General features: G+C 48.2%; 16 protein-coding genes. 11 read left to right on the forward strand and 5 right to left on the reverse strand.

Annotated elements, in window-relative coordinates; genetic code table 11:
* Window positions 1–41: 41 nt before the first annotated feature.
* Window positions 42–635, forward strand: coding sequence for a flavodoxin family protein (locus tag JIE71_RS00125; protein ID WP_199506700.1), 594 nt, complete (start codon window positions 42–44; stop codon window positions 633–635).
* Between the two features lie 73 nt (window positions 636–708).
* Here the strand turns inward: JIE71_RS00125 and JIE71_RS12470 are convergent, their stop codons facing one another.
* From JIE71_RS12470 to tolQ, 5 genes are all read right to left on the reverse strand, one after another.
* On the reverse strand, window positions 709–843 hold the full coding sequence (locus tag JIE71_RS12470) for a hypothetical protein (RefSeq protein WP_266095936.1): 135 nt from the start codon (window positions 841–843) through the stop codon (window positions 709–711).
* 195 nt (window positions 844–1,038) lie between these two features.
* Complete coding sequence (locus tag JIE71_RS00130; protein ID WP_228284471.1) at window positions 1,039–2,352, reverse strand: translocation protein TolB; 1,314 nt, start codon at window positions 2,350–2,352, stop codon at window positions 1,039–1,041.
* 136 nt (window positions 2,353–2,488) lie between these two features.
* Window positions 2,489–3,487 carry an energy transducer TonB gene (locus JIE71_RS00135; RefSeq protein ID WP_199506701.1) on the reverse strand — a complete coding sequence of 333 codons (999 nt, stop codon included), beginning with the start codon at window positions 3,485–3,487 and terminating at the stop codon, window positions 2,489–2,491.
* A 31-nt stretch (window positions 3,488–3,518) separates the two neighbouring features.
* Complete coding sequence (gene tolR / locus JIE71_RS00140) at window positions 3,519–3,974, reverse strand: protein TolR (RefSeq protein WP_199506702.1); 456 nt, start codon at window positions 3,972–3,974, stop codon at window positions 3,519–3,521.
* Window positions 3,971–4,693 (reverse strand): protein TolQ, encoded by a 723-nt coding sequence (tolQ, locus tag JIE71_RS00145; protein WP_199506703.1) that lies wholly within the window; start codon window positions 4,691–4,693, stop codon window positions 3,971–3,973. Before tolQ ends, tolR begins: the two co-directional genes overlap by 4 nt.
* A 506-nt stretch (window positions 4,694–5,199) precedes the next feature.
* On the opposite strand from tolQ, the gene JIE71_RS00150 reads away from it, so the two are divergent.
* The 10 genes from JIE71_RS00150 (at window position 5,200) to JIE71_RS00195 (ending at window position 22,879) form a co-directional block, all read left to right on the forward strand.
* The gene (locus JIE71_RS00150; RefSeq protein ID WP_199506704.1) at window positions 5,200–6,495 is read left to right on the forward strand and encodes an NCS2 family permease; all 1,296 of its coding nucleotides are present in this window, start codon (window positions 5,200–5,202) and stop codon (window positions 6,493–6,495) included.
* Window positions 6,496–7,225: 730 nt separating this feature from the next.
* Window positions 7,226–10,420 carry a bifunctional proline dehydrogenase/L-glutamate gamma-semialdehyde dehydrogenase PutA gene (gene putA / locus JIE71_RS00155; RefSeq protein ID WP_199506705.1) on the forward strand — a complete coding sequence of 1,065 codons (3,195 nt, stop codon included), beginning with the start codon at window positions 7,226–7,228 and terminating at the stop codon, window positions 10,418–10,420.
* Window positions 10,421–10,431: 11 nt separating this feature from the next.
* Window positions 10,432–11,124 carry a 1-pyrroline-5-carboxylate dehydrogenase gene (locus JIE71_RS00160; RefSeq protein ID WP_199506706.1) on the forward strand — a complete coding sequence of 231 codons (693 nt, stop codon included), beginning with the start codon at window positions 10,432–10,434 and terminating at the stop codon, window positions 11,122–11,124.
* 338 nt (window positions 11,125–11,462) lie between these two features.
* Entirely contained in the window at window positions 11,463–15,581 is a 4,119-nt protein-coding gene (gene hrpA / locus JIE71_RS00165; RefSeq protein ID WP_199506707.1) for an ATP-dependent RNA helicase HrpA, read from the forward strand.
* A gap of 284 nt (window positions 15,582–15,865) precedes the next feature.
* Window positions 15,866–18,232, forward strand: a complete 2,367-nt coding sequence (locus tag JIE71_RS00170; protein ID WP_199506708.1) for an ATP-binding protein — start codon at window positions 15,866–15,868, stop codon at window positions 18,230–18,232.
* Window positions 18,233–18,304: 72 nt separating this feature from the next.
* Complete coding sequence (locus JIE71_RS00175; protein WP_199506785.1) at window positions 18,305–19,222, forward strand: response regulator; 918 nt, start codon at window positions 18,305–18,307, stop codon at window positions 19,220–19,222.
* A gap of 90 nt (window positions 19,223–19,312) precedes the next feature.
* Entirely contained in the window at window positions 19,313–19,762 is a 450-nt protein-coding gene (locus JIE71_RS00180) for a DUF1810 domain-containing protein (RefSeq protein ID WP_199506709.1), read from the forward strand.
* 77 nt (window positions 19,763–19,839) lie between these two features.
* Complete coding sequence (ppiC, locus tag JIE71_RS00185; protein ID WP_199506710.1) at window positions 19,840–20,118, forward strand: peptidylprolyl isomerase PpiC; 279 nt, start codon at window positions 19,840–19,842, stop codon at window positions 20,116–20,118.
* Between the two features lie 268 nt (window positions 20,119–20,386).
* Window positions 20,387–21,250, forward strand: coding sequence for a LysR substrate-binding domain-containing protein (locus tag JIE71_RS00190; RefSeq protein WP_199506711.1), 864 nt, complete (start codon window positions 20,387–20,389; stop codon window positions 21,248–21,250).
* A gap of 204 nt (window positions 21,251–21,454) precedes the next feature.
* Entirely contained in the window at window positions 21,455–22,879 is a 1,425-nt protein-coding gene (locus JIE71_RS00195; protein ID WP_199506712.1) for an aspartate ammonia-lyase, read from the forward strand.
* Window positions 22,880–23,134: the final 255 nt, after the last annotated feature.

Below are 23,134 nucleotides of genomic sequence, written 5' to 3' on the forward strand. Positions count from 1 at the left end.
ATCCTTATTTAATTCACTGATTATTTGACATTAGAGCGTGTATGACGATCCTAAAGACCCCGCAAGCATCGACCCAAGATTTGTCTATGGCTGTGATTTACCATAGCAACTATGGTCACACCCGCCGCGTTGCCATCGCTATCGCTGACGGTGCGCGCCAGCAGCTATCCGCCGAGCAAGTCAAAGCAATAGATATTCACGATGCCGATTGGGATTTTATTGATGCTGCTGATATTTTGGTGTTTGGCAGTGCGGTCTATATGGGTAGCGTGACCGCCGAATTTAAAACCTTTATGGATGAGACTTCACAGCGTTGGTATCACCGCAAATGGGAAGGTAAGTGGGCGGCAGGCTTTGCCAATTCAGGCGGACTCAGCGGCGATAAGTTGGCGGTATTGCAACAAATATGCCTTTATGCCATGCAGCACGGGATGCACTGGCTGGGTTTGCCGCTGATGCCGACAGGACATAGTGAAACCGATTTGAACCGTCTGTCTGGATTTTTAGGCTTAATGACGCAGTCTGTTGATGCACCGCCTGAAGAAACGCCATGTAAAGGCGATATCGATACCGCCATTTGGTTCGGTGAGCATTTGGCTAAGACTATTATCAAACATGCACCAGCTGCCGAGTAGCGTCATTCTTTATTTAAAAAAAACAGCGCCAATGTTGCGCTGTTTTTTTATACGCACACCAGTGATGTCTGTGTTAATGACTGTGCGTAGCGGCCTGCTGCAAGGTGGTGACAGGAATAGGGCTATCAACGAACTGTATGCTCTGACAGCCTGTCAGCAGCAATGTAAAAAGCAGCGCGGTCGTCGCAGAAATAATATGGGTCATCATAATGATGCATATCTCGATAAGGGCACAACATCGTATACAGCTATAAAATAGCCTAAGCAAAAATAACGTATTGTGCGTCACTTTGATAATAAAAAAGTGCCTTATCTTATTTGTAAGGCACTGATGGTTTAATAATAAAAAAGCGTCATTACAGCAGCAAACAGTTAAATGAACCAAATAACGGCAAATGGTTTATTATTTTACAGGTGCTGACCATACGGGTGAGCGGATAGTGCCGTTACCTATTTTGGTGACGGTATTGCTGCCATCTAAAGATTTGATGGTCAGTGTGCCTTTACTGCCTTCCTTAGTCGCCAGAACCACACGCTTGCCACTGGGTGAAAACGTCGGCGCTTCGTCCAGTCCCATTCCCCCAAAACTTGCAACATTGTCGCCACTACTATTCATCACGGCCGCTGAGCGGCCACTTAGATAAGCAATCTGTGTACCGTCTTTATTAAAGTGTGGCGTGGTGGCATAGCCACCTTTTGAGACTTGCTGCACACTGCCTGAGCCAAAGGTATAACGATAGATACGCGGCTGATTGTTTTTGCCGTTGTCATAGACATAAGCAAAAGATTGACCGTCAGGCGCATAGCTCGGCTGTAATCCTTTGGTCAGTCTGCGCGCCGCGCCGCCACTAGTACTCATCTCGTAGATATAATCCTCGCCTTCGTGACTGCTAGAGAACAAAATGCGTCCACCATCAGGTGAAAAAGAGGGACTCATATTAGAGCCGCGCAAGTTGGCAGTGATAGGCTGTGCGCCGCCACTGATACTTTGGACATAAATCACAGGATAGGATCTGTCGCGTTGTACCACATAGGCGATACGTCCGCCATCCGCCGACCATGCTGGCGAGTAGATTGAGCCTTGTACTTCGGCAATGGTTTGTTCATTCTCGCCAGTCGCATCCATGACTTTGATGCGCGAAATCTTTTTCGCCCCTGTACCTGATTCTTCAATATACGCGATACGTCCTGCATAATCGCGCGGCTCACCTGTGATTAAATGACGGACATTATCAGCAATCACATCGGCAGCGTAACGTAAACTATTGGCATCACGTTTTGAATTAAGTGTTTGCTTGCCTTCTATCGCGCGCCCTGTTTGCGTGTCAACGACTTCATAATCAATAACCACATCACCACCTGCCATGCGCGTGTTACCGACCACGACATAAGGAATGGCCGTACTTTGCCACAGTGGTAGTTTACTTGCCACCTCACGGCTGGTATGCGGCTGCTCAGGCAGGTTTTGACTGGTGGTCTTAAGATCGGAATTGAGCACCTTTGCCGCCATAGGAGAGATGACGGTATCACCTGCAAATGGCACAAGGGCAATTTGATTGGTTTGTTTGGGCACTTTGTAATCAAACACTAAAGGTTCAGGGGCAGCATTGGCATAAGGCATGGCACTTACCATCATTACCGCACCAACCAAAGACAATAGATGCAGTTTACCAAATGAAGTTTTTTTGCAGGCGGACTTATAAATAATTACTGGCAAAATATAAACTCCTAACATTATGTATTTATTCTTATAGGCGGTAGTCGCGCCTGATAGTCATAAAGTAATGCAATATCAAAGGGGATACAAGTGGCACGCTGTAAACGAAGAGAATTACAGATGCATCGTAATCGTGTTAGTTGCTACCACGAAAAGTGATGGTAAAAGTAGGATATTTGGGGCTGCTGTTGTCAATGTCAAAGCGTCCGACTGCTTTAGCTGCTCTGACAGCCTCACGGCTATATATTGTATCTTTATCAGGTTCTACATTTATAACTCGACCACTCGGATCAACAGTAATAGTTAATATCACATCCTCGGGTCTACCTTCAGATGCCTTAAACTGTTTACGAATCGCAGCTAGTATTTGTGCATCGCTCGCGCCGCTACTGCCACCCGCACTGTTGCTATTTCCTGTGCGCGGGCTTGTGGTTTGACTGCCTGAATTGGGTACCGTTGATGTACCATCGGCTAAATCAAAGTTTCTCTGTGAATTACCTGAGCTTGAACCATCGCTATTATTTCGCGCGGGTGCTTTTGGTCTTTCGATACGTGGTGGCGGATTGTCATAGCTGTCTTGGTATGCTTTGAGTCGGTGTTGTAGGTCGTCTTGATCACGCTGGCGCTGGTCATCCACTTCTTCAATACGCTGATTGGCTTGCGCGTCCATTTCCCGCGCCCATGCTTCGCTTTCACGCTCGTAGTCCTCCATCTCCTTGAGGATTTGCTCTTGCTGCTCTTCGCTCATAAGTAACGGGCGGTTGTTACTGGTATACACAGGCTCATTAGATTCGGTAAATACTGAACGGCGCTGCGGGCTGGTATTGACATTATCACTGCCATCACTGGGCGCTGCCATCGCGTCACTGCTATTGATTGCGTTATCGCTTTGGCTACTCGCCGCCGCTTGAGCAGCAGCACGATTGGCCAGCACTTGCCCTTGAATAGCAGCGAGCTGCTCGGGGGAGACCATGGTGGTTTCAAGGCTGCCAGTAGGCGTCAAATCATCGGCGTGATAGTTATAAATCAGCAGCCCCAAAATGACGCCATGCGCAAGCAGACTCAGCAAGGTGGGCGCGGACAGACCGTCACCTTTTGGCTGAACAGGAACAAAAACGCTGGGAGCTGTATTCATGGGAGGTATCATCACATTAATCGATAAAATGCTACTGATGCATGGGCAGTGGCTTGCCAGTCAAGAGACCGACCTTTTGCACGCCTGCTTGTTGTAATTTTGCCATAAGTGACATGATGGAACCGTATTGATTGTTTTGATCGGCGTTAATCATCACCTGTACGGGCGGCTCACCCGCATTTTCATTTTGGGTTTGGATGTTAGAGAGGATATTAATCAGCTCAGCTTCCGTAATCGGCATATCGACATTGCTTTCATAGCTGATATACAGCTCGTTACTGTCCGTTAGCGAGACAATCACAGGCAGCTGCTGCTGGCTTAGCGTATTGGTTTGCTCTTTGGGCAAATCCACATCCACGCCTGTCGTTAGCATTGGCGTGGTTACCATAAAAATCACCAACAACACGAGCATGACGTCGATATAGGGCACGACGTTCATCTGGGCGTTTAAAGCCGTTTTGCGGCGGGCAAAGGGACTCGGTTTCATAACCGTTGTCCTTGCATCGGCGTGGCGGCAGGCGTAGGCGTTGGGATGGTATCGGTTTGCGTCTCACGCTGGAGCATGCCTGTCATCTCGTCGCAAAATAGGGCGCGTGCGTCATAGAGGAGGGCGGACTTGGCGGTAAAGTGGTTGTATGCGAGTACCGCAGGAATGGCGGCGAATAAGCCCATTGCTGTAGCAATCAAGGCTTCGGCAATACCAGGCGCGACGGCGGCAAGTGACGCTTGCTCTGTTTGAGACAAGCCCAAAAAGGCATTCATAATGCCCCAAACCGTACCGAACAGACCGACGTATGGTGCGACCGAGCCAATACTGGCAAGTACTGCAATGCCTGATTCTAACAGCTGCTGCTGACGTCCAAGCCCCACGCGCAATTTGCGCTCTACGCCATCGATGATGTCGTCTTTGGGCTGGCGTTTTTTATGCATACGCAGGTATTCAGAAAAACCAACGTAAAAAATTTGCTCAAGCCCCTGACGGTCAGGCGAGCCTTGAATGCCTTGATACAGCTTTGCCAAGTCTTCGCCTGACCAAAACCATGTCTCAAATTGCGCGTCATAGCGCTTGGCTGTGCCCAAACGGCTGCTCAATTGAAAAATCAGTACCCAGCTTAATAATGAGGCGAATAACAGCAGCCCCATAACCATCTGCACGAGCAAGCTGGCTTGCATAATAAGGTCAATGATATTTAACGATTCAGGCATGTCATAGACTCACGAATAATAAGGTCAATACAGGTACACAAGAGTACCACTCGCAAAATAGCGCTTTATGACTACTAACTATATATCCGTATCACATACCAAAAGACACGGCTATATGTAGAGCATAAACACGCAGCGCTTAATCATAAAAGACAGCAACAAAGTAAATCAAAAATAGCTCGTCAACATCGCCAAGTACTCATGCTTTTATAAGTGCTTAATAAGCCATGTCAGACAGCATAGCCAATAGAGCGCGATAATAGCAAAAACCGTAAAGATAATATATCTATAAAGTACGATTTCATATCGCGCTATGATACCGATTTATACGCATCAGACATCGATAGCGATTGAATTCATGAAGCCGCTTCTCTAAAATGTTACGTTTTGTTAAATCTGCCTACAGATGCGATGTATTGATGGCTTAGGATGTATCTCTATCAATAGCATACTCTTTGGCATAAACCAATTTATCTCGACGGATAAACGAGCTGGGCGCGACATTTATGAACGCAATTGAACGTTATTTTGGCATCAATGGTCAAAACACCACGATAAAGACTGAAATTATCGCAGGTATTACCACTTTTTTGACGATGGCCTACATCATTTTCGTAAACCCCAATGTGCTTTCAGAAGCAGGCATGGATAAAGGCGCGGTATTCGTCGCCACGTGTCTTGCCGCTGCTGTGGGCTGTTTTATTATGGGTCTGTATGCCAGATTGCCCGTAGCCTTGGCACCTGGCATGGGCTTGAATGCCTTTTTTACCTATGGTGTCGTGCTTGGTATGGGCTACAGCTGGCAAACGGCACTGGGCGCAGTCTTCTTATCAGGCTGTTTGTTTATTATTTTAAGCCTATTTAAAATCCGTGAGTGGGTGATTAATGCCATTCCCATGTGTCTAAAACAAGGCATCGTGGCAGGTATTGGCGCGTTCTTGGGTTTTATTGCGCTACAAAGCTCAGGCATCATTGTCGCGCAGCAGGCAACCTTGGTCACGCTTGGGGATATGAGCAGCTTTGCACCCATGATGGCGGCATTGGGCTTCTTTATTATTATTGGCTTGGTGTATAAGCAAGTCTCAGGTGCAGTGACGATTGGTATCTTAGCCATCACCGTGATTAGCTTACTGGCAGGGCAGACAGAGTACAGTGGCATCATCAGTGCGCCGCCTTCAGTAGCACCGACATTCATGCAGCTCGACATTCGCGGTGCGTTTGATATTGGCATGATTAGCGTTATTTTTGCGTTCTTGTTTGTTGATTTGTTCGATACCACAGGCAGCCTTGTGGGTATCGCGAGCAAAGCGGGGTTACTTGATAAAGACGGCAACATTCCAAATATGGACAAAGCGCTACTTGCCGACTCTACCGCAACGGTGACAGGCGCTGTGCTTGGTACATCCTCGACCACCAGCTATATTGAAAGTGCCTCAGGCGTGGCGTCAGGTGGACGTACAGGTCTGATGGCGGTCACGGTCGGCATGATGTTCTTACTCAGTATCTTTTTTGCGCCGCTGGCAGGCATGATTCCTGCGTACGCTACCGCAGGTGCGATATTTTATGTGTCGGTGTTGATGCTATTTACTCTAAAAGACATCAACTGGGAAGATTTGACTGAGGCCGCGCCCGTTGCTGTGGTACTCATGCTGACCCCGCTGACATACTCTATCGCTGATGGTATTGCGCTCGGTTTTATTACCTTTACCGCCGTTAAATTTATGACAGGCAAATTTTCAGAAATTACCATTCCAGTATGGATATTGACCGCAATTTTGTTGATAAAAATCGTTTTGTTATAGATTTATGCGTTTTTTTATAAAAAAAGTTGTCTAAAAGGTGGCATTCTTTGTTATTTTTGTGTATTTTACAGCTCTGAACGCAGCGGCGACTTTGTTAAGTCCTCGCTGTGGGTCATAACGCTGCACAGCGCTGGTATATCTTGCCTTAAGATGGTTTATAGAGGAAGAAAAATACTGTGGTTTGACGTCTGTGCAGCTAGGTGGTATAAGATTAAAGGAGAGTTTTACTTAAGCCTATAATTCATTTAGGTTTTAAAAAAAAGTTTGTGCTAGTATAGCCAAGTTAAGCGCATCACCTCAATCAACGCCGTAGAGGTTTTTCTTATAGTGAATTAAGCTTGTCACGGAGGACACTCCAAGCACTGATGCTCATCAGACTGCTGTCTCTCCCCCTCCTTTCACTACGAACGAGAAGAAGGCACTAATGCCGCTTAACTGTTCATTGTTGCCTTCGTATTGTTAGCGTAGTACGTCTAACGTTCGACGACATACTTAACTGTTTTCAGTGTATGCTGGATTTACTCGTTTTGTGATGGCGTTGTTAGACCTTATGTTAGTCGATACAATCGTTTGTTTTCTAAATTTAGGTTGGTCCAGTTTGACGCTTCATTGTTACTAATGATTCGGTCACCTGCCTGCTATTCCAAAAAATTAGTCCAAGTGGTTGTAACAAATAAGGTCGTCTCGCCTCATCTATTATGTTTTTCTAAACGATAGTTGTGGAGTTGGTATGAACCCAATAGACAAATTTACACCAAAAGAGCCCATTTTATTTTCACCGACAGAGCTGCTAAACCCACAGCATCTCGAACAATCGTCGGCGGCGTTGTATTCTTATATTTCACCTTTGTACTGTGCCCCAGAAGAGCGCTGGCTCGGCGAGCTATTGCCTTTAGCAAAGCCAACCGATCAAGAGCGTCAAGGCGCTGCTGAACAGACTCGCAAGTTGGTTGAGCATGTACGTAACAACAATAAAGCGGTCAAGATGGTTGACTCACTACTGCTTGAGTACAGCCTAGATACCCAAGAAGGTATCTTGCTCATGAGCTTGGCAGAAGCCTTGATCCGTGTGCCTGACAACTATACTGCTGATGCGCTCATCCGCGACAAAATGAGTGTGGCAGACTGGAAAAAACATTTAAAAGACGACAATGGTTTGATTGTCAATGCCTCTACATGGGGTCTGATGATGACAGGCCGTGTGGTCAGCATCGACCACAAAACCACCGCTTCAGGTTTCTTGGATCGTATGACCAAGAAAATGGGCGAGCCAATGATTCGTAGCGCCATGCAAAAGGCCATGCGTATCATGGGTCACCAGTTCGTACTTGGTGAGACCATCGAGAGCGCGAACCGCAACAGCCAGCCTTACCGTAATAAAGGCTACACGTACTCATTCGATATGCTGGGCGAAGCGGCAATCACGAACAAAGATGCTGAAAAGTATTTCAACTCGTACTTGCACGCGATTAAAGCGACAGCAAATGTCAAAGTAAAAGAGGGCATGCCAAAGCCATCAGTATCTATTAAGCTGTCTGCATTGCATCCACGTTATGAAGCGACGCAAGAAGCACAAGTACTTGGCTTGCTACGTCAGCGCTGTTTGCTACTTATCGAAGCAGCTCGTGAAGTCGGTGTGGATATCAGCATTGATGCTGAAGAAGCAGACCGTCTAGAGATTTCGCTAAAACTGTTCGAATCACTCTACCGTGACCCATTAACCAAAGGTTGGGATGGTCTGGGTCTGGTTGTTCAGGGCTACTCAAAACGCGCTATCGCGGTATTTGCATGGCTGGCTCGTTTGGCTAAAGAAGAAGGCGACCGTATCCCTGTACGTCTGGTTAAAGGGGCTTACTGGGACTATGAAATCAAGCTTGCGCAGCAAAAAGGCTTGGTTGGCTATCCTGTTTGGACACGTAAGGAAGGTACGGACACGGCGTATCTGGCGTGTGCACGCTTCTTGTTATCTGACCACTTACGCGGCTTGATTTGGCCACAGTTTGCAACACATAACGCGCACACCTTGGCATCTGTGATGACCATGAGTACGCACAAAGAGTTTGAGTTCCAGCGTCTACACGGTATGGGCGATGCGCTATACGATCATATCTTGCAAGCGTATAACATCCCTGTACGTATCTACGCACCCGTTGGCGCGCACAAAGACTTGCTACCCTACTTGGTACGTCGTCTGCTAGAAAACGGTGCCAACAGCTCATTCGTTCACCAGCTATTAGACAAGTCGTACCCAATCGACAAGCTAACCGTGCATCCGTACGACAAGCTGACTGCGAATGCGACCTTGCGCAACCAAAGCATCGTGATGCCGCTCGACATCTATGGCGATCGCCGTGCTGGTTTTGGCCCGAACATCTTTGTTGAGTCACAATGGCATCCGTTTAAAGACGCTATCCACAGCCATGTAGACAAGCAGTGGCACGCAAAACCCATCATCAATGGCGACAGTCTTGAGATTGCTGATCTGCCTGTACATGCTGTTCGCGCACCATGGAATCGTGATGTCCAAGCAGGCACTGTGACCTTTGCTAATGCCGATGTTGCCAAACAAGCGGTACAAGCAGCCATCGACGGTCAAGCAGAGTGGCAAGCGTTCCCAGCGAGCAAGCGTGCAGACATCCTACGCAAAATCGCTGATTTACTAGAAGACAACTACGCTGAATTCATGGCACTGTGCCAAGTGGAAGCGGGCAAAACCACGCAAGACAGTATCGATGAAGTACGTGAAGCCGTTGACTTCTGCCGCTTTTATGCCAATGAAGCGGAGCGTTTAGAAGACAAGGCATACAGCTTTACCGATCTAAATGGCAACCAAATGCGCCAAGTTTACCGCGCACGTGGTACGTTTGTCTGTATCAGCCCATGGAATTTCCCATTGGCAATTTATACCGGTCAGATTGTTGCAGCATTAGCTGCGGGTAACACCGTAGTGGCCAAACCTGCTGAACAAACCAGCTTGATTGCACACTTTGCCGCGCAGCTGATGTACCAAGCAGGCGTTCCTGCTGGCGCACTACAGTTCGTAACAGGCGCAGGTGAAGTCGGTGCGGCATTGACCACAGCGGACAACCTAGCAGGCGTTATTTTCACAGGTTCAACGCAAACAGCGCAGCGCATTAACGAAAGCCTAAACAGTAAAGACTATGCAGGTCGTGAATTGCCAATCTTGATCGCAGAAACTGGCGGTCAGAATGCAATGATTGCGGACTCAACCGCATTGCCAGAGCAGGTCGTACGTGATGCAGTCATGTCTGCCTTTGGTTCAGCTGGTCAGCGCTGTTCAGCCTGTCGTATCTTGTGTGTGCAAGAAGAAGTCGCTGATGAGATGATCGAGCTGTTAAAAGGTCACATGTCTGAGCTTATCGTTGGTAATCCACTAGAGATTTCAACCGATGTGGGTCCTGTGATTGATGAAGACGCACAAAGTGGCTTGAATGCGCATATCGAGCGTATGCGTGACGAGTCAACGACGACCATCATTAGCCAAACGCCAGTGAGCGGCAGCTCAAATGTAGGTCAAGACACCACGTTTGTATTGCCAACTGCGATTGAAGTACAAAACATCGATGTGATTGGTGGTGAGCACTTCGGCCCAATCTTACACGTCTTACGCTACCAAGCACGCGATTTGGATCAATTGATTGATTCTATCAATGCGACAGGCTTTGGTTTGACACTAGGTATCCATAGCCGTATTGAGCATTTAGCAGAGCGTATCGAAAGCCGTGTACGTGTTGGTAACACTTACGTGAACCGTAACCAGATTGGTGCGATTGTTAACGTACAGCCATTTGGTGGTTGTGGTCTGTCTGGTACAGGTCCAAAAGCAGGTGGCCCTCACTACGTAGCGCGCCTAATGACGCTAAAAAATGAGTCTGAAACCAATACTGCAACCAGCGCCGCATAAGGAGTAACGACATGGCTAAAGAATTTAAGAAAAATCATGCGCAAGTTTGTGAAGCGTGGCGTTTACTAAGTGCAGCTGAGCGCGCCCGTTATATCGAAGCGGCGATTCCAAAGCTGGCTTTGATTACTGGTAATGCCAATAAAGCACGTCGATTGTTTGAGCATCTGCTGAGCCACACCGCTGAGCTGGACGAAGTCACGCATCTTATCGGCGCAACAGGGGAGTCGAACGACTTGTACCTGACTGCCCGTGGTAAAACCATGGTCATGGGCGGTGAGTCTACCAAAGCAATGGCAGTCATCGGTCAGCTGGTCGCAGCGCTACTGACAGGTAATGAGGTGATTTTGCATTGCCCAAGCCAAGAAGAAATGTGTGAAGAAGCAGCGCGTGCCTTGTACGATGCGGGCATCAACGAAGATGTCTTGAGTGTCGCAAACGACTCTCAAACCATCACGTTGTTGCACATTGACCGTTTGGCACAGGTTGCCGTTTCTGGCAGCCCAAGCGAAGTACAAAGCGTGAGTCAAGAGCTTGCCAAGACTGGTGGCATCTTGACTCAGACCATCGGCGTTACAGATATGGCAGGTTTGTCTGAAATGTTGACACCTGACTATATCCACCGCTTTGTGACCGAGCGCGTTAAGACCATCAACACTACCGCTATCGGTGGTAATGCAAGCCTACTAGAGCTTGGCGCGTCTTAATCGTTTGGACAAAATCACAGCTTGATAGCTAAGCTTTAAGCCGTGGTGAACAGCATTACCAAGAGCGACCAGTATCTATTGATAATGATTCTATATAGAGTTGTTTATCAATTGGGACTGGTCGTTTTTTATGGTACTGACTAAGAAAAAACACAAAGCGGTTATCTGTTAGCGCTGCCTTTACTAATTAGTGTGCGCTTGAATGATAGCTGCACAAGCCCCATAATTTTAACATTGAATGAAATAAATAGCCTAAGCAAGATAGTAGTTTTTAACACCAAACCCATTTTGACTCATTTTTTAAGTAACAACAGACAACGACAGACAGTGAGTAATCAATGACCCAAGCACCGACTGATACGAATACTGATCTGCCAGTACTCGCCAAAGACCGCCATTATCTATATCGCCTTGAGCAAGACATTCGCCGTCTGTCTAACGGCAAAGTGGACGAGCGCAAACAAAGCGAGCTGGACAAAAAAACCGCACAGCTGGAAAAGATAAAAACCCGCTCACAAGAGGCGGTACAAGCGCGTGTTGATAGCGTGCCTGATGATTTGGCAGCGCGCCTCAATATGGATTTGCCTGTCAGTCAGCGCGCTGAAGACCTAATCAACGCGATTCGTGAGCATCAAGTGATTATTGTGGCGGGGGAGACAGGCTCGGGTAAAACCACCCAGCTGCCTAAGCTTGCCATGCTCGCAGGGCGCGGCGTCACAGGGCAAATCGGTCATACCCAGCCACGCCGTCTTGCCGCGCGCAGTGTTGCCAACCGTGTTGCCGAAGAATTGGGCGAGCCGCTAGGTCAGACCATCAGCTTTAAGATTCGCTTTAATGAGCAAGGCTCGGCGCAATCGCTGGTCAAATTGATGACCGATGGCATTTTGCTTGCCGAACTCGGTCACGATAAGTTTTTAAGCAAATACGACACCATCATCATTGATGAGGCGCACGAGCGCAGCTTAAACATTGACTTTATTATGGGTTATCTAAAAAACCTATTGCCTAAGCGCCCTGACTTAAAGGTGATTATTACCTCGGCAACTCTAGACACCCAGCGCTTTAGTGAATATTTTAGTCATTATGACAAGGCGAGCAAACGCCGCGTGCCTGCGCCGATTTTTAATGTCGAAGGGCGCAGCTATCCTGTTGAAGTGCGTTATCGTCCGCTGACCGATGAGCCTGTGACCAGCTCGAATGATGACAGCTATGATGACTTTGAAGATAATCTGCCGCGTGCTGTCGTGGCGGCGGTCGAGGAGTGCTTTGATGACGCCAAAAGCAAAGGACACCCTGACCAAGCGGACATTCTAATCTTTGCGGCGACAGAGGCGGAGATTCGTGAGTTACAAGAAGTGCTTGAGCGGCATGGTCCGCGCCATACCGAGGTATTGCCTTTATTTGCGCGCCAAACCTACGCTGAGCAGCAGCGTATCTTCCAGCCGTCTGGACGCGGGCGGCGTATCGTCATCGCGACCAACGTCGCTGAGACTGCCTTGACCGTACCTGGTATCCGCTATGTGGTGGACTTGGGCTTTGCGCGTATTTCGCGTTATTCTTATCGCTCGCGTGTGCAGCGCTTACCTATTGAAGCCATTTCGCAAGCGGCGGCAAACCAGCGTAAAGGGCGCTGTGGTCGTGTCGCGCCTGGCGTATGTATTCGCTTGTACAGTGAAGAAGATTTTACCAGCCGTCCTGAATTTACTGAGCCTGAGATTCTGCGTACCAACTTGGCATCGGTGATTTTGCAGATGGCGAGCCTACGTCTGGGCAGTGTCGAGGACTTTGATTTTATCGAGCCGCCTGACAGCCGTTTGGTGACTGATGGGCGCAAGCTCTTGGATGAGCTGGGTGCGATTAACAGTGCAAACAATGCCGCAAAAGCTACGCAGCCCAAAGGCAAACCACGCGGTAAAAAGCACACGGCCAATGGTCTACAGTTGACTCGCGTTGGGCAACAAATGGCGCGTATGCCGATTGACCCGCGTTTGGCGCGTATGCTGGTGGCGGGCAGTGAGTTTGACTGTATCAAAGAGATGCTGATTGTGGTGGCGGCGCTCGCGGTACAAGACCCGCGTGAACGCCCTGCCAATAAGCGCACGCAAGCAGATCAAAAGCATGCGCTGTTCCGCCAAGACGATTCGGACTTTTTATTTTATATCAGTCTGTGGCAAGCGCTGTTTGAGACCGACAGCGAAGGACAAAAACTGTCCAGCAACCAGCGCAAGCAGTTTGCCAAAAAGCATTACTTAAGCTTTCCGCGTATCCGTGAATGGCACAAGACCCAGCGCCAGCTTGAGCAAATGGTTGGGGATTTAAACCTCATCGATGAGCAAACGCAAAATAATAACAGCACGCCGATTGGCGATGATACGCAGCAAAAGGCAGTCAAATATGCCAACTTGCACCGTGCTTTATTGACAGGATTGCTGTCCATCATCGCGCATAAGACGGAAAACCGTGGTGAATACCTTGCCGCGCGCCAGCAAAAGACCAAGATTTTCCCCGCAAGTACGGTATTTAAACAAACGCCGCCGTGGGTCATGGCATTTGAGATGGTAGAGACCTCGCAGGTCTTTATGCGTACGGTTGCCAAGATTGAGCCTGAGTGGATTATCTCAGCGGCGGGCAACTTGCTAAAATACCATTACTTTGAGCCGCATTGGTCGAAAAAAACAGGGCGTGTTAAAGCTTACGCGCAGATTAGCTTGTTTGGCTTGATTATTATCGGTAAGCAGCTTGCTAACTATGAGCAGGTCAATATGACCGAGGCACGCGAAATCTTTATCCGTGATGGTTTGGTGACGGGTAATTTTGGTCGTCAAGCGCCATTTTTGCAGCACAATATGGACAAGATTGCTCATGTTGAGCGCATCGAAGACAAGCTGCGTCGTCGTGATTTGCTGGTCGATGAAGAGGCGCTGTATCAGTTTTATGACCGCAAGATTCCTGAGCATATCGCCAGCCGTAAAGCCTTTGAGGACTGGCGCGCTGAGGTAGAAAAAAGCGACAGCCGTTATTTGTTCTTCTCAGATGATGATGTGTTAACCAGTCAAGCACCGACCACAGGCGATTTTCCTGAGCAGTGGCAATTGGGCGATTTAAAACTACCGCTGCGCTATGTGTTTGACCCTGCGAGCGAAGATGATGGTGTGAGTATTCGCGTGCCTTTAGCTGCTTTGCCGCAGCTGGATGCGCTGGAGCTGATGTGGGGTGTGCCCGGTTGGCGTTTTGAGCTGGTGCTCCAGCTCTTAAAATCGCTGCCTAAAGATGTGCGCCGCCAAATCGTCCCGATTCCTGATACGGCGGATGCCTTGTTTGATGAGCTGGCGCCTGAACATTCACAAGGGCTACTCAAGCAGCTGTGTCAGGCTTTAGCGCGCCGCGGTATTACGACCGTCACGCCTGAGATGTTTAATCCTGCAAGCGTTGATAAGTATCTACAGCCGCAAATCTGTGTGGTTGATGATAAAAACCGTGTGATTGAAAAAGGGCGTGACCTTGCCACTTTGCAGCTGCGTCATGCCAGCGAAACCAGTCAAGCACTGACCACGCAGCAGGGCGCGCACACCAGCTTTCCTGAGCATTTTGGCTTTAGCAAAAACCATCACAGCGCGGGCGTGGTGATGAAGCAGTTTTCGGCACTGGTCGCGGATGAGGCGGGCGAGGCGGTCTCGATTCATGAGTATACCGACGTCACCGCTGCGTTGCAGGCGCATCGTATCGGCGTGCTGACCTTGATAAAAGGCAGCTTGGGCGCGAAGAAAAAACAGCTGACCAGCCAAATTGACAAGATATTTAAGCTGGCCTTTGCGCCGCTCGGTGACCTTGACGCGCTTAAGACCATTGTCATTGATGCAACGCTGGATGCCACACTTGAAGAGCATTATGTGCTCTTCGACCATCATCAGCATTTGCCTGAAAATGCGCCTGAAGTCGCGGTTGAGCTGGCAGAGATGCTGCCATTGACGCAGGCGGAATACAAACAGACTGCCGATGTGGTATTGCAGCAGTTTTTGTTGACAGGGCAAAAGGTCATTAAGACGCTCAAAGACGTCTACACCCGCTGGCAGCGTGTGCGCCAAGGTCTATTGATGCTCGATAGAGAAGTCTTTGGCGAGTCGATTGACGATATGGAAGACCAGTTAGAAGATTTGCATCTGGCGGATTTTGTGTATCGGATGGATTACAGCCATTGGCAGCAGTATCCACGCTACCTTGAGGCGCTGGAGATTCGCCTAGAGCGCCTTGAGCACAATCTCGATGCCGATCTTGATGGCGTATATGCGCTCGATGTACACATGGAGCGCTTGGCGGGACGTGCGGACAGCGATGCCATCAGCGCCTATCGCTGGCTGGTAGAAGAATACCGCATTCAGCTGTTTGCCCAGCCGATGAAAACGCGCCAGCCTGTATCGCCCAAGCGATTGAGCAAACTGTGGGACAAAGTCAGCTAGTCAGACTGAGGTTGGTTTTACATTCATTTAATTTTTGCAAAAGAAAAGCACCGCAGCGGACGTTGTGGCGCTTTTTTTGGACATTATTTTAGCCATTGCGCTAATTTTAACGATTATCATCATTTTGTCATATTTAACCCCTATCCTTGAGCGCAATATTAACGGCAGCGGCTCATTATCGATATTTCTAGCAAACACCTCTTTTCTTTTACAGTAAAAATAGTTTTCTTGTTAGCCAGTACATAACGCGAATGACAATGGTGCCACGGATAAAGGCAATAGGTATGGGTCGAGTGGGCAAGTTTGGCAGTATTACCACAAGAATGCTGGTGATTTTGGTATTGGCGTTTTCTTTGATGGTAGTGATGGTGTATTGGGTCATTGACACTCAAGCCAAGCCGCGCATCTCTGAAATGACATCGGAGACGGTCGTCGAGACAGGTAACGAAGTCATTAACAGCATTATGGTCGGTATCAACCATGTGGACGGTATGGCGAAAGCGACCAGTGCTGTGGTGGGCGGTTTGCCAAAAACGCCTGAGAGCTATCAAGACACGGTCGGCAATCTGATGCAGCAGACTGATCAGCGCATCGTCGGTGGCGGCGTGTGGTTCGACCCCAACATGTATCAAGACGGCGTTGAGCGCCAGTCCTTTGTTTGGTCGCGTGATGCCAATGGCAATATGCAGCCCACCGAGCGCTATAACAGCAGCACTGTGACGCCCAATGCCTACTACCGTGACTGGTGGTATATCCCTGCGATGTATGCACGCCACGACCACTGCGTCTGGAGCCGCGCCTATATTGACCCTGTCAGTAACAATCCCATGATGACCTGTGCCAAAGCGCTATACAACAGCCAAAACCAAGCCTTTGATGGCGTGGTGTCGTTTAACTTACTGCTCGATAACCTAGATACCGCCATGCAAAAGTGGCAAGAAAAAGTGGGCGGCTATGTGTTCTTGGTTGATTTGGACAACCATTTTTTGACTTTCCCTGACAAATCCACCGTGACCACAGTGACTGAGAACAACCCGCAAGGCGAGATGATGACCGCCAGCCAACTTGCCGAAAAGCAAGCCAGCTTTGCGCCGATTGCTAACAGTTTGGAGACGGTCAACAATCAGCTGATTAATAACGCCAAGCAAAAGGACGAAGGACGCTACAACCTTGCCGCGCGCAGTATCTTATCAACCACCAACATGAACCGCATCAGCGAAAACGAATCTAACCTATTGTCCGCGCTACTGCTCTTAAACGTTGACCAAGCTTTTAACCTCGTTGACAGTCATTTGGTCGATACGGTCAAGATTAGCAATGATTTTATTTTAAACGAGCCTGCGACGGCATTTGTATTTAAGATGCCGTTTACCTATTGGAAGATGGTCGTGGTCAAGCCTGACAGCGATTTGATGGGTGTGGCAAATACCTTGTCTGACCAGTTGGTACGCGCGATGCTGTTGGGTTTCTTACCCATCTTGCTGCTGACTGCGTGGGCGTTTCGCCGCTACTTTACCGAGCCACTAAAAAACATGGCAAGCTCGGTATCGCGCATGGGCAAACTGATTGAACAAAAGCAATATCAAAAACTTGGCGAACACAAATTGCCAAATTCAAGTGTCAGTGAAATCCAATTAATCAGTGACAAGACCAACCGCCTGATTGACCGCGTGGTCGAAAACGAAGGCGCGCTAGCCGAGATTAACGTCCATCTTGAGCAGCAGGTCGCCAACCGTACCAAAGATTTAGAGCACGCTTTGCATGAGCTAAAAGCCTCGCAAGTGCAGCTGGTGCGCTCAGAGAAAATGGCAACGCTCGGTCAGATGGTCGCGGGTGTGGCACATGAGGTCAACACACCGCTCGGCTACGTGCGCAGTAATATGGAATTGATTGGTGATAATTTAACCCGTTTTGATGAGCTGATGACGCACACCGAAGCGCTGCTGGTCGCGCTAAACGACCCAAGCACCAGCCAAGATGACAAAAATAAACGGATTGCTGAGACGTTACGCTGCTGTGATGAGATTAAAGAAGATGAAGTCAGTGACGACTTGGCGCATCTGATTGGCGACAGTTTGTATGGCGTTGACCAAATTGCCGAGCTGGTCGTCAGTCTACGTGACTTCTCGCGTATTGATGAATCTAAGATTAAAAACGTCGATATTAACGACTGTATTGCAAGCTCCCTGACCATGGCGCGTAATAATCTAAAAACGCTAAATGTCACGACCGACCTTGCTGAGCTGCCAGCGGTACAGTGTAACCCTTCGCAAATTAACCAAGTGCTGCTCAACCTGTTTAACAATGCCGCGCAAGCGATGCGTCAAGACACCAAAGGCGAGCTAAAAGTGGTCACGTGCCTTGATAATGATGCAGGCGATACGGTCTTAATTAGCGTCACCGATAACGGCAGCGGTATTGAGGATGCGGTGCTGGCGCGTATTTTTGAGCCGTTTTTTACCACCAAAAAGGCAGGCGAGGGCACGGGGCTTGGACTGGCGATTTGTGCGCAAATCATTGAACAACACGGCGGCGAAATCGGCGTACATTCAGTGATTGGACGCGGCACGACCTTTACCATTCGTTTACCCATTGAGGCGTATACGCCAACCGCCAAAGCCGAAAGACCGCAAAAAGTGTTGTTTGCTTAACGAAGCATTTATGAGCCGCTGTACCTACCGATACCGTGCTGATTTTATTGATTGAGAGCCCAAACCATGAGTATGCCAAAACCCAAAATTGCTTTTATAGATGACGAGCAGCGCATCTTACGCAGTCTAAAGATGCACTTTCGCCAGTCACATGATGTGTTTACCACCACCGACCCTGAGCAGCTGATCGAATACGTCAGTCAAAATGACGTGCAAGTGGTCATCAGCGACCAGCGTATGCCTGACAAGCAAGGCACAGAGGTGCTGCGTGAAGTCAAAGAAGCCTCGCCCAATACCATCCGCATCCTACTGACAGGCTATGCCGACTTAAATGCGGTCATCGACTCGGTCAATGAAGGCGAAATTTACCGCTACATTACCAAGCCGTGGCAAAATGACGAGCTAAAGCGCGTCGTCGATAAAGCCACCGAAATCGCCCAGCAGACGCGTGATGTCGCTGCGCCTACGGTAGAGAGTACGCCTTCACGCCGCCATCGTCATGTGCTGGTACTCGATGATGACGAGGACGTGTATTTACAAATCAAACAGCACTTTGACAGCGCTTATCAAGTGAGCTGGGCGAGTAATTTAGATGACGCATCAACACTGCTACAAAAGCAAAAGTTTGGTGTGGCCATCGCTGATGTGACGCTCAATGGCGACAATATTGCGCCTGTGGTGTATGCGCTAAAAAACCTACAACCTGATTTAATGATGCTGATGCTGACTGAATTTAAAGACGCGCACATGATTATTGATTTGATTAACAAAGGGCAAATCTATCGCTGTTTGCCGCGCCCGACCAATCTCACCATTATGGGTATCAGCCTCGACCGCGCTTACCAGCACCACGAAGCACTGGTACAACAGCCGATACTCGCTGCCCGTCATCATGTCGAAGACGTCCCTGAATCTGAAACCTTTGACTTCTCAAGCAAGCTCAAAGGCTTTTTTGCCAAGTTTAAGGGCTGGCGTTGGGGAAGGGCGTAAAACATTCGTATTCAATATTTATACATGCACGTTAGCATTTAAGGGGATAATAGAAAATATCATCCATTTCTCAAACCGTTGCCAACGCCTATGAACACGAATAATGACGACCTATTTGACGACTTTATCCACGCGCAAAATGATATCTATCCGTCAGTACTTGCCGAGCTGACCCAAGGTCGTAAGCGCACACACTGGATGTGGTTTATTTTCCCGCAGATAGCAGGGCTGGGTCACAGCATGATGGCGCAGCGCTTTGCGCTGGCAAGTGTGGCGCAGGCAGCAGCTTATTTGCAGCATAAAGTGCTTGGCGCACGATTGATAGAATGCGCTGAGCTGTTGCAATTGCACCCGAATAAAAGCGCTTTGGACATTTTTGGCACACCTGACAATCTAAAGCTGCATTCTTCATTGACCTTGTTTGCGCTCGCGGCGGGCAAGGACAGTATTTTTGCCGCGCTTTTGCAGCAATTCTTCGCAGGCGACTATGACGCCAATACACTGCGCATCATTCAGCAAAGTCAGCAAAGTCAACAATGAAAGCAGGCCATCAAAGTAATGCTATAATGCGCCAATCATTGATACTTTAAAACTGATACTTTAAAAAGGGTTTGGCTATGGCTCGTACCGCAAGCGCACTGCATATTTTGGTAAAAAATAAAGAATTGGCTGAAAGTTTGATTGCTCAGCTTAACAACGGCGCGCATTTTGATGTGCTCGCTAAAAAGCATTCAACTTGCCCATCGGGGAAAAATGGCGGCAACTTGGGCGAGTTCACCAAAGGGCAGATGGTACCCGCGTTTGATAAGGTGTGCTTTACAGGCGAGCTGTTCACTCCGCATTTGGTCAAAACCAAATTTGGCTGGCATGTAGTGAAAGTTCTGTATAGAACTTAAATTTAAAATATAAACGGTAATAAAAAGCCAGATAGCATCAGCGGTCTGGCTTTTTTTTGGTATTAGGGCGTTTCTTCAATTCAAACGTCTACGACTAAATGGGCTAAAAATGGCTAAATCTTCGGCAAACGGTGTCAAATAGCTGGTCAATATCTTGATATTGTCTGTGCTATTTTCCTTGTTTGCCTTTAATTTATCTCATTTTTATCACCATTTTTAAAATGAAGACACGCCCTAAAAACGTATCGTAATAATAATGGTGACATAAATGATCAGAGAGCTAAAAACCTTTGTCGCGGTTTGCGAATTAGACAGCTTTGCCGCCGCTGCTCGGCACATCAACCTGACGCAATCGGCGGTCAGCGCGCAGATTAAAACGCTAGAAGACAATCTGGGTGTGTCGCTGTTTACGCGCTCTGCCAGAGCCATTACGCTAAACCCGCAAGGCACGCGTATTTTGCCGATTGCAAAAGAAATCCTAGCGCTGTATGCCACTATGCAGCTGCCGTCGGATACCGATATTGCCAGTTATTACGGTCAGCTGAGGATTGGCGCGATTAACTCCGTGCAAGTGGGCATCTTGCCCGAAGCGCTTAAGGCGATTACGCTCCTTGCGCCCCTGATGCAGACAGAAATTGTTCCTGGACGCGCGGTCGAGCTGTTTGACACGCTCGAAGTCGGTGAGATAGATGCGGCGATTACCATACAGCCGTCTTTTGCCTTACCCAAAGATATTGTCACTCAGTCGATTATGACCGAACCGTATGTGCTGATAAGTCCCAAAAAATGGGCATTTCATAGCGTCAAACAAACGCTTGAACAGCACCCATTTATTCATTATAGCTTACAGTCCTCAGCAGGGGCAAAGCTTAGCAAGTTTTTTAAGCAGCAAGACATTAAAGTCAATACCATCATGGAAATCAACGACTTAGATGCCATCGTTAGGATGGTCGAGTCGGGGCTTGGCGTGGCGTTGATACCCTATGCAGGGCTGTGGATTCGTAGTGCCGCGCCTGTGCAAGTACATCATCTAGGCGATAACAGTTTAATGCGCGAAGTCGTGTTGGCGTATCGCTATGCCGATCGTCAAAAGCCGCAAATTACAGCGTTAAAGCAAGTGCTGGGGCTGTAGTTTTTTTGCATTGGCATTACCCAAAAATATATCATCCTAATAGCACAACCATATCTATAATAAAATATTTTTAAGCACAAATATTTTTGTCTCTGAGCGATGAATATTTGCGTTTTTCTGTTGCTTGCTTCTCGGTTACGATGGCTTTGTTTTTCAGTCCTACCAAGACTGATGCCACCGACCTATCTTAAAAGACCGAGAACTATGAAAAACACTGACACCTTAAGCCACGACAACACCCAAACGCGTATCGAAAAAGATTTGCTTGGCGAACAAGCTGTGCCCGCGGCGGCACTGTATGGTATCCAGACCCAGCGCGCCTATCAAAACTTTGACATCACAGGCACACCAATCAGCGCGTTTCCTGACTTGATTAAAGCGCTTGCGATGGTAAAAACCGCCGCTGCCAAAGCCAACTATCAGCATGGCTTACTGACTGACGACAAGCTCAGCGCCATCACCGAAGCGTGCGCTGATTTGATCAATGGCGAGCATCATGAGCAGTTTATCGTTGACCTTATCCAAGGTGGGGCGGGCACGTCGACCAATATGAATGCCAATGAAGTTATTGCCAATATTGGTCTAAAAAAGATGGGCTTTGAGTACGGTCAATACAGCCATTTGCATCCCAATAACGATGTGAACCGTTCGCAATCGACCAATGATGTGTATCCAAGCGCGGCGCGTCTAGCGATTGTGTTTGCGGCAGCGCCGTTAAAGACAGCCATTAATAATCTGCAACACAGCCTAGCGGCAAAAGGTGAAGAATTTAGCGGTATCTTAAAAATGGGTCGTACCCAATTACAAGATGCGGTACCAATGACGCTCGGTCAAGAGTTTCATGCATTTGCCAATGATTTGGGCAGCGAAACAGCGAGTATCGAACAGGCGTGCTTGCAACTGTGCGAATTAAATTTAGGCGGCACGGCGATTGGCACAGGCATCAACGCACCAAAAGGCTATGCCAGCTTGGCGATTGAAGAGCTGGCGGCCATCAGTGGTTTGCCCGTGACATTGGCTGATGATTTGATCGCCGCCAGCGCGGACATGGGCGCGTTCGTGACTTTCTCTGGTGCGCTCAAACGTCTGTCTATCAAGCTGTCGAAAATAAGCAATGACTTGCGTTTGCTCTCTAGTGGACCACGTACAGGCTTGGGTGAGATTAACTTGCCTGCGATGCAGCCTGGCTCATCTATTATGCCGGGTAAAGTCAATCCTGTGATTCCTGAAGCCATGAGTCAAACCGCGTATCAAGTGATGGGTACGGATACCACCATTACTATGGCAGCAGAGGCCGCACAGCTCCAGCTCAACGCGATGGAGCCGCTGATTGTTTATAACCTATTAAACAATGCGCGTCTGCTAGAAAAATCAATCCGTATGCTCGATGAGTTGTGCATTAAAGGTATCACCGCTAATGAAGCGCGCTGTGAGCAGCATGTCCAAAACAGCATCGGTATCGTGACCGCGCTTGTGCCACATATTGGCTATGACAATGCCAGTCGTATTGCAGGTAATGCCTTGCTAAGTGGCTCAGGCGTGGCAGAGCTGGTCAAACAAGAAAAGCTGCTTAGTGACGAACAACTAGCGGCAATCTTATCACCTGATACGATGGTCAGCAGCAGCTAAGTACGCTACGTGCTAAAACGCGCCCTTGATTTAAAATAGCGCTCTCGTTTCGATATCTAGTCAAAGCCAAGACATATCCATAACTCAGGTTATTGATGTGTCTTGGCTTTTTTTGTTCATATTCATGCAAACCTTTTCGTTAAAAACGCAAAAATTATCAAAATAAGGTACAAAGCATCTGCCGACTTATGTTATAACTTATTTTTATGATATGTATTCCAAAAATATGGCCATAAATCATAAATAAACAGATGC

The organism is Psychrobacter sp. bablab_jr014 (assembly GCF_016464015.1).
In the GTDB taxonomy this organism is placed as follows: Bacteria; Pseudomonadota; Gammaproteobacteria; order Pseudomonadales; family Moraxellaceae; genus Psychrobacter.

Bases quoted from the DNA above. Each gene is read 5' to 3' on its own strand.
- JIE71_RS00125 (WP_199506700.1), top strand. From the start codon at position 42: ATGACGATCCTAAAGACCCCGCAAGCATCGACCCAAGATTTGTCTATG.
- JIE71_RS12470 (WP_266095936.1), bottom strand. From the start codon at position 843: ATGATGACCCATATTATTTCTGCGACGACCGCGCTGCTTTTTACATTG.
- JIE71_RS00135 (WP_199506701.1), bottom strand. From the start codon at position 3,487: ATGAATACAGCTCCCAGCGTTTTTGTTCCTGTTCAGCCAAAAGGTGAC.
- tolR (WP_199506702.1), bottom strand. From the start codon at position 3,974: ATGAAACCGAGTCCCTTTGCCCGCCGCAAAACGGCTTTAAACGCCCAG.
- tolQ (WP_199506703.1), bottom strand. From the start codon at position 4,693: ATGCCTGAATCGTTAAATATCATTGACCTTATTATGCAAGCCAGCTTG.
- JIE71_RS00150 (WP_199506704.1), top strand. From the start codon at position 5,200: ATGAACGCAATTGAACGTTATTTTGGCATCAATGGTCAAAACACCACG.
- putA (WP_199506705.1), top strand. From the start codon at position 7,226: ATGAACCCAATAGACAAATTTACACCAAAAGAGCCCATTTTATTTTCA.
- JIE71_RS00160 (WP_199506706.1), top strand. From the start codon at position 10,432: ATGGCTAAAGAATTTAAGAAAAATCATGCGCAAGTTTGTGAAGCGTGG.
- hrpA (WP_199506707.1), top strand. From the start codon at position 11,463: ATGACCCAAGCACCGACTGATACGAATACTGATCTGCCAGTACTCGCC.
- JIE71_RS00170 (WP_199506708.1), top strand. From the start codon at position 15,866: ATGGGTCGAGTGGGCAAGTTTGGCAGTATTACCACAAGAATGCTGGTG.
- JIE71_RS00175 (WP_199506785.1), top strand. From the start codon at position 18,305: ATGCCAAAACCCAAAATTGCTTTTATAGATGACGAGCAGCGCATCTTA.
- JIE71_RS00180 (WP_199506709.1), top strand. From the start codon at position 19,313: ATGAACACGAATAATGACGACCTATTTGACGACTTTATCCACGCGCAA.
- ppiC (WP_199506710.1), top strand. From the start codon at position 19,840: ATGGCTCGTACCGCAAGCGCACTGCATATTTTGGTAAAAAATAAAGAA.
- JIE71_RS00190 (WP_199506711.1), top strand. From the start codon at position 20,387: ATGATCAGAGAGCTAAAAACCTTTGTCGCGGTTTGCGAATTAGACAGC.
- JIE71_RS00195 (WP_199506712.1), top strand. From the start codon at position 21,455: ATGAAAAACACTGACACCTTAAGCCACGACAACACCCAAACGCGTATC.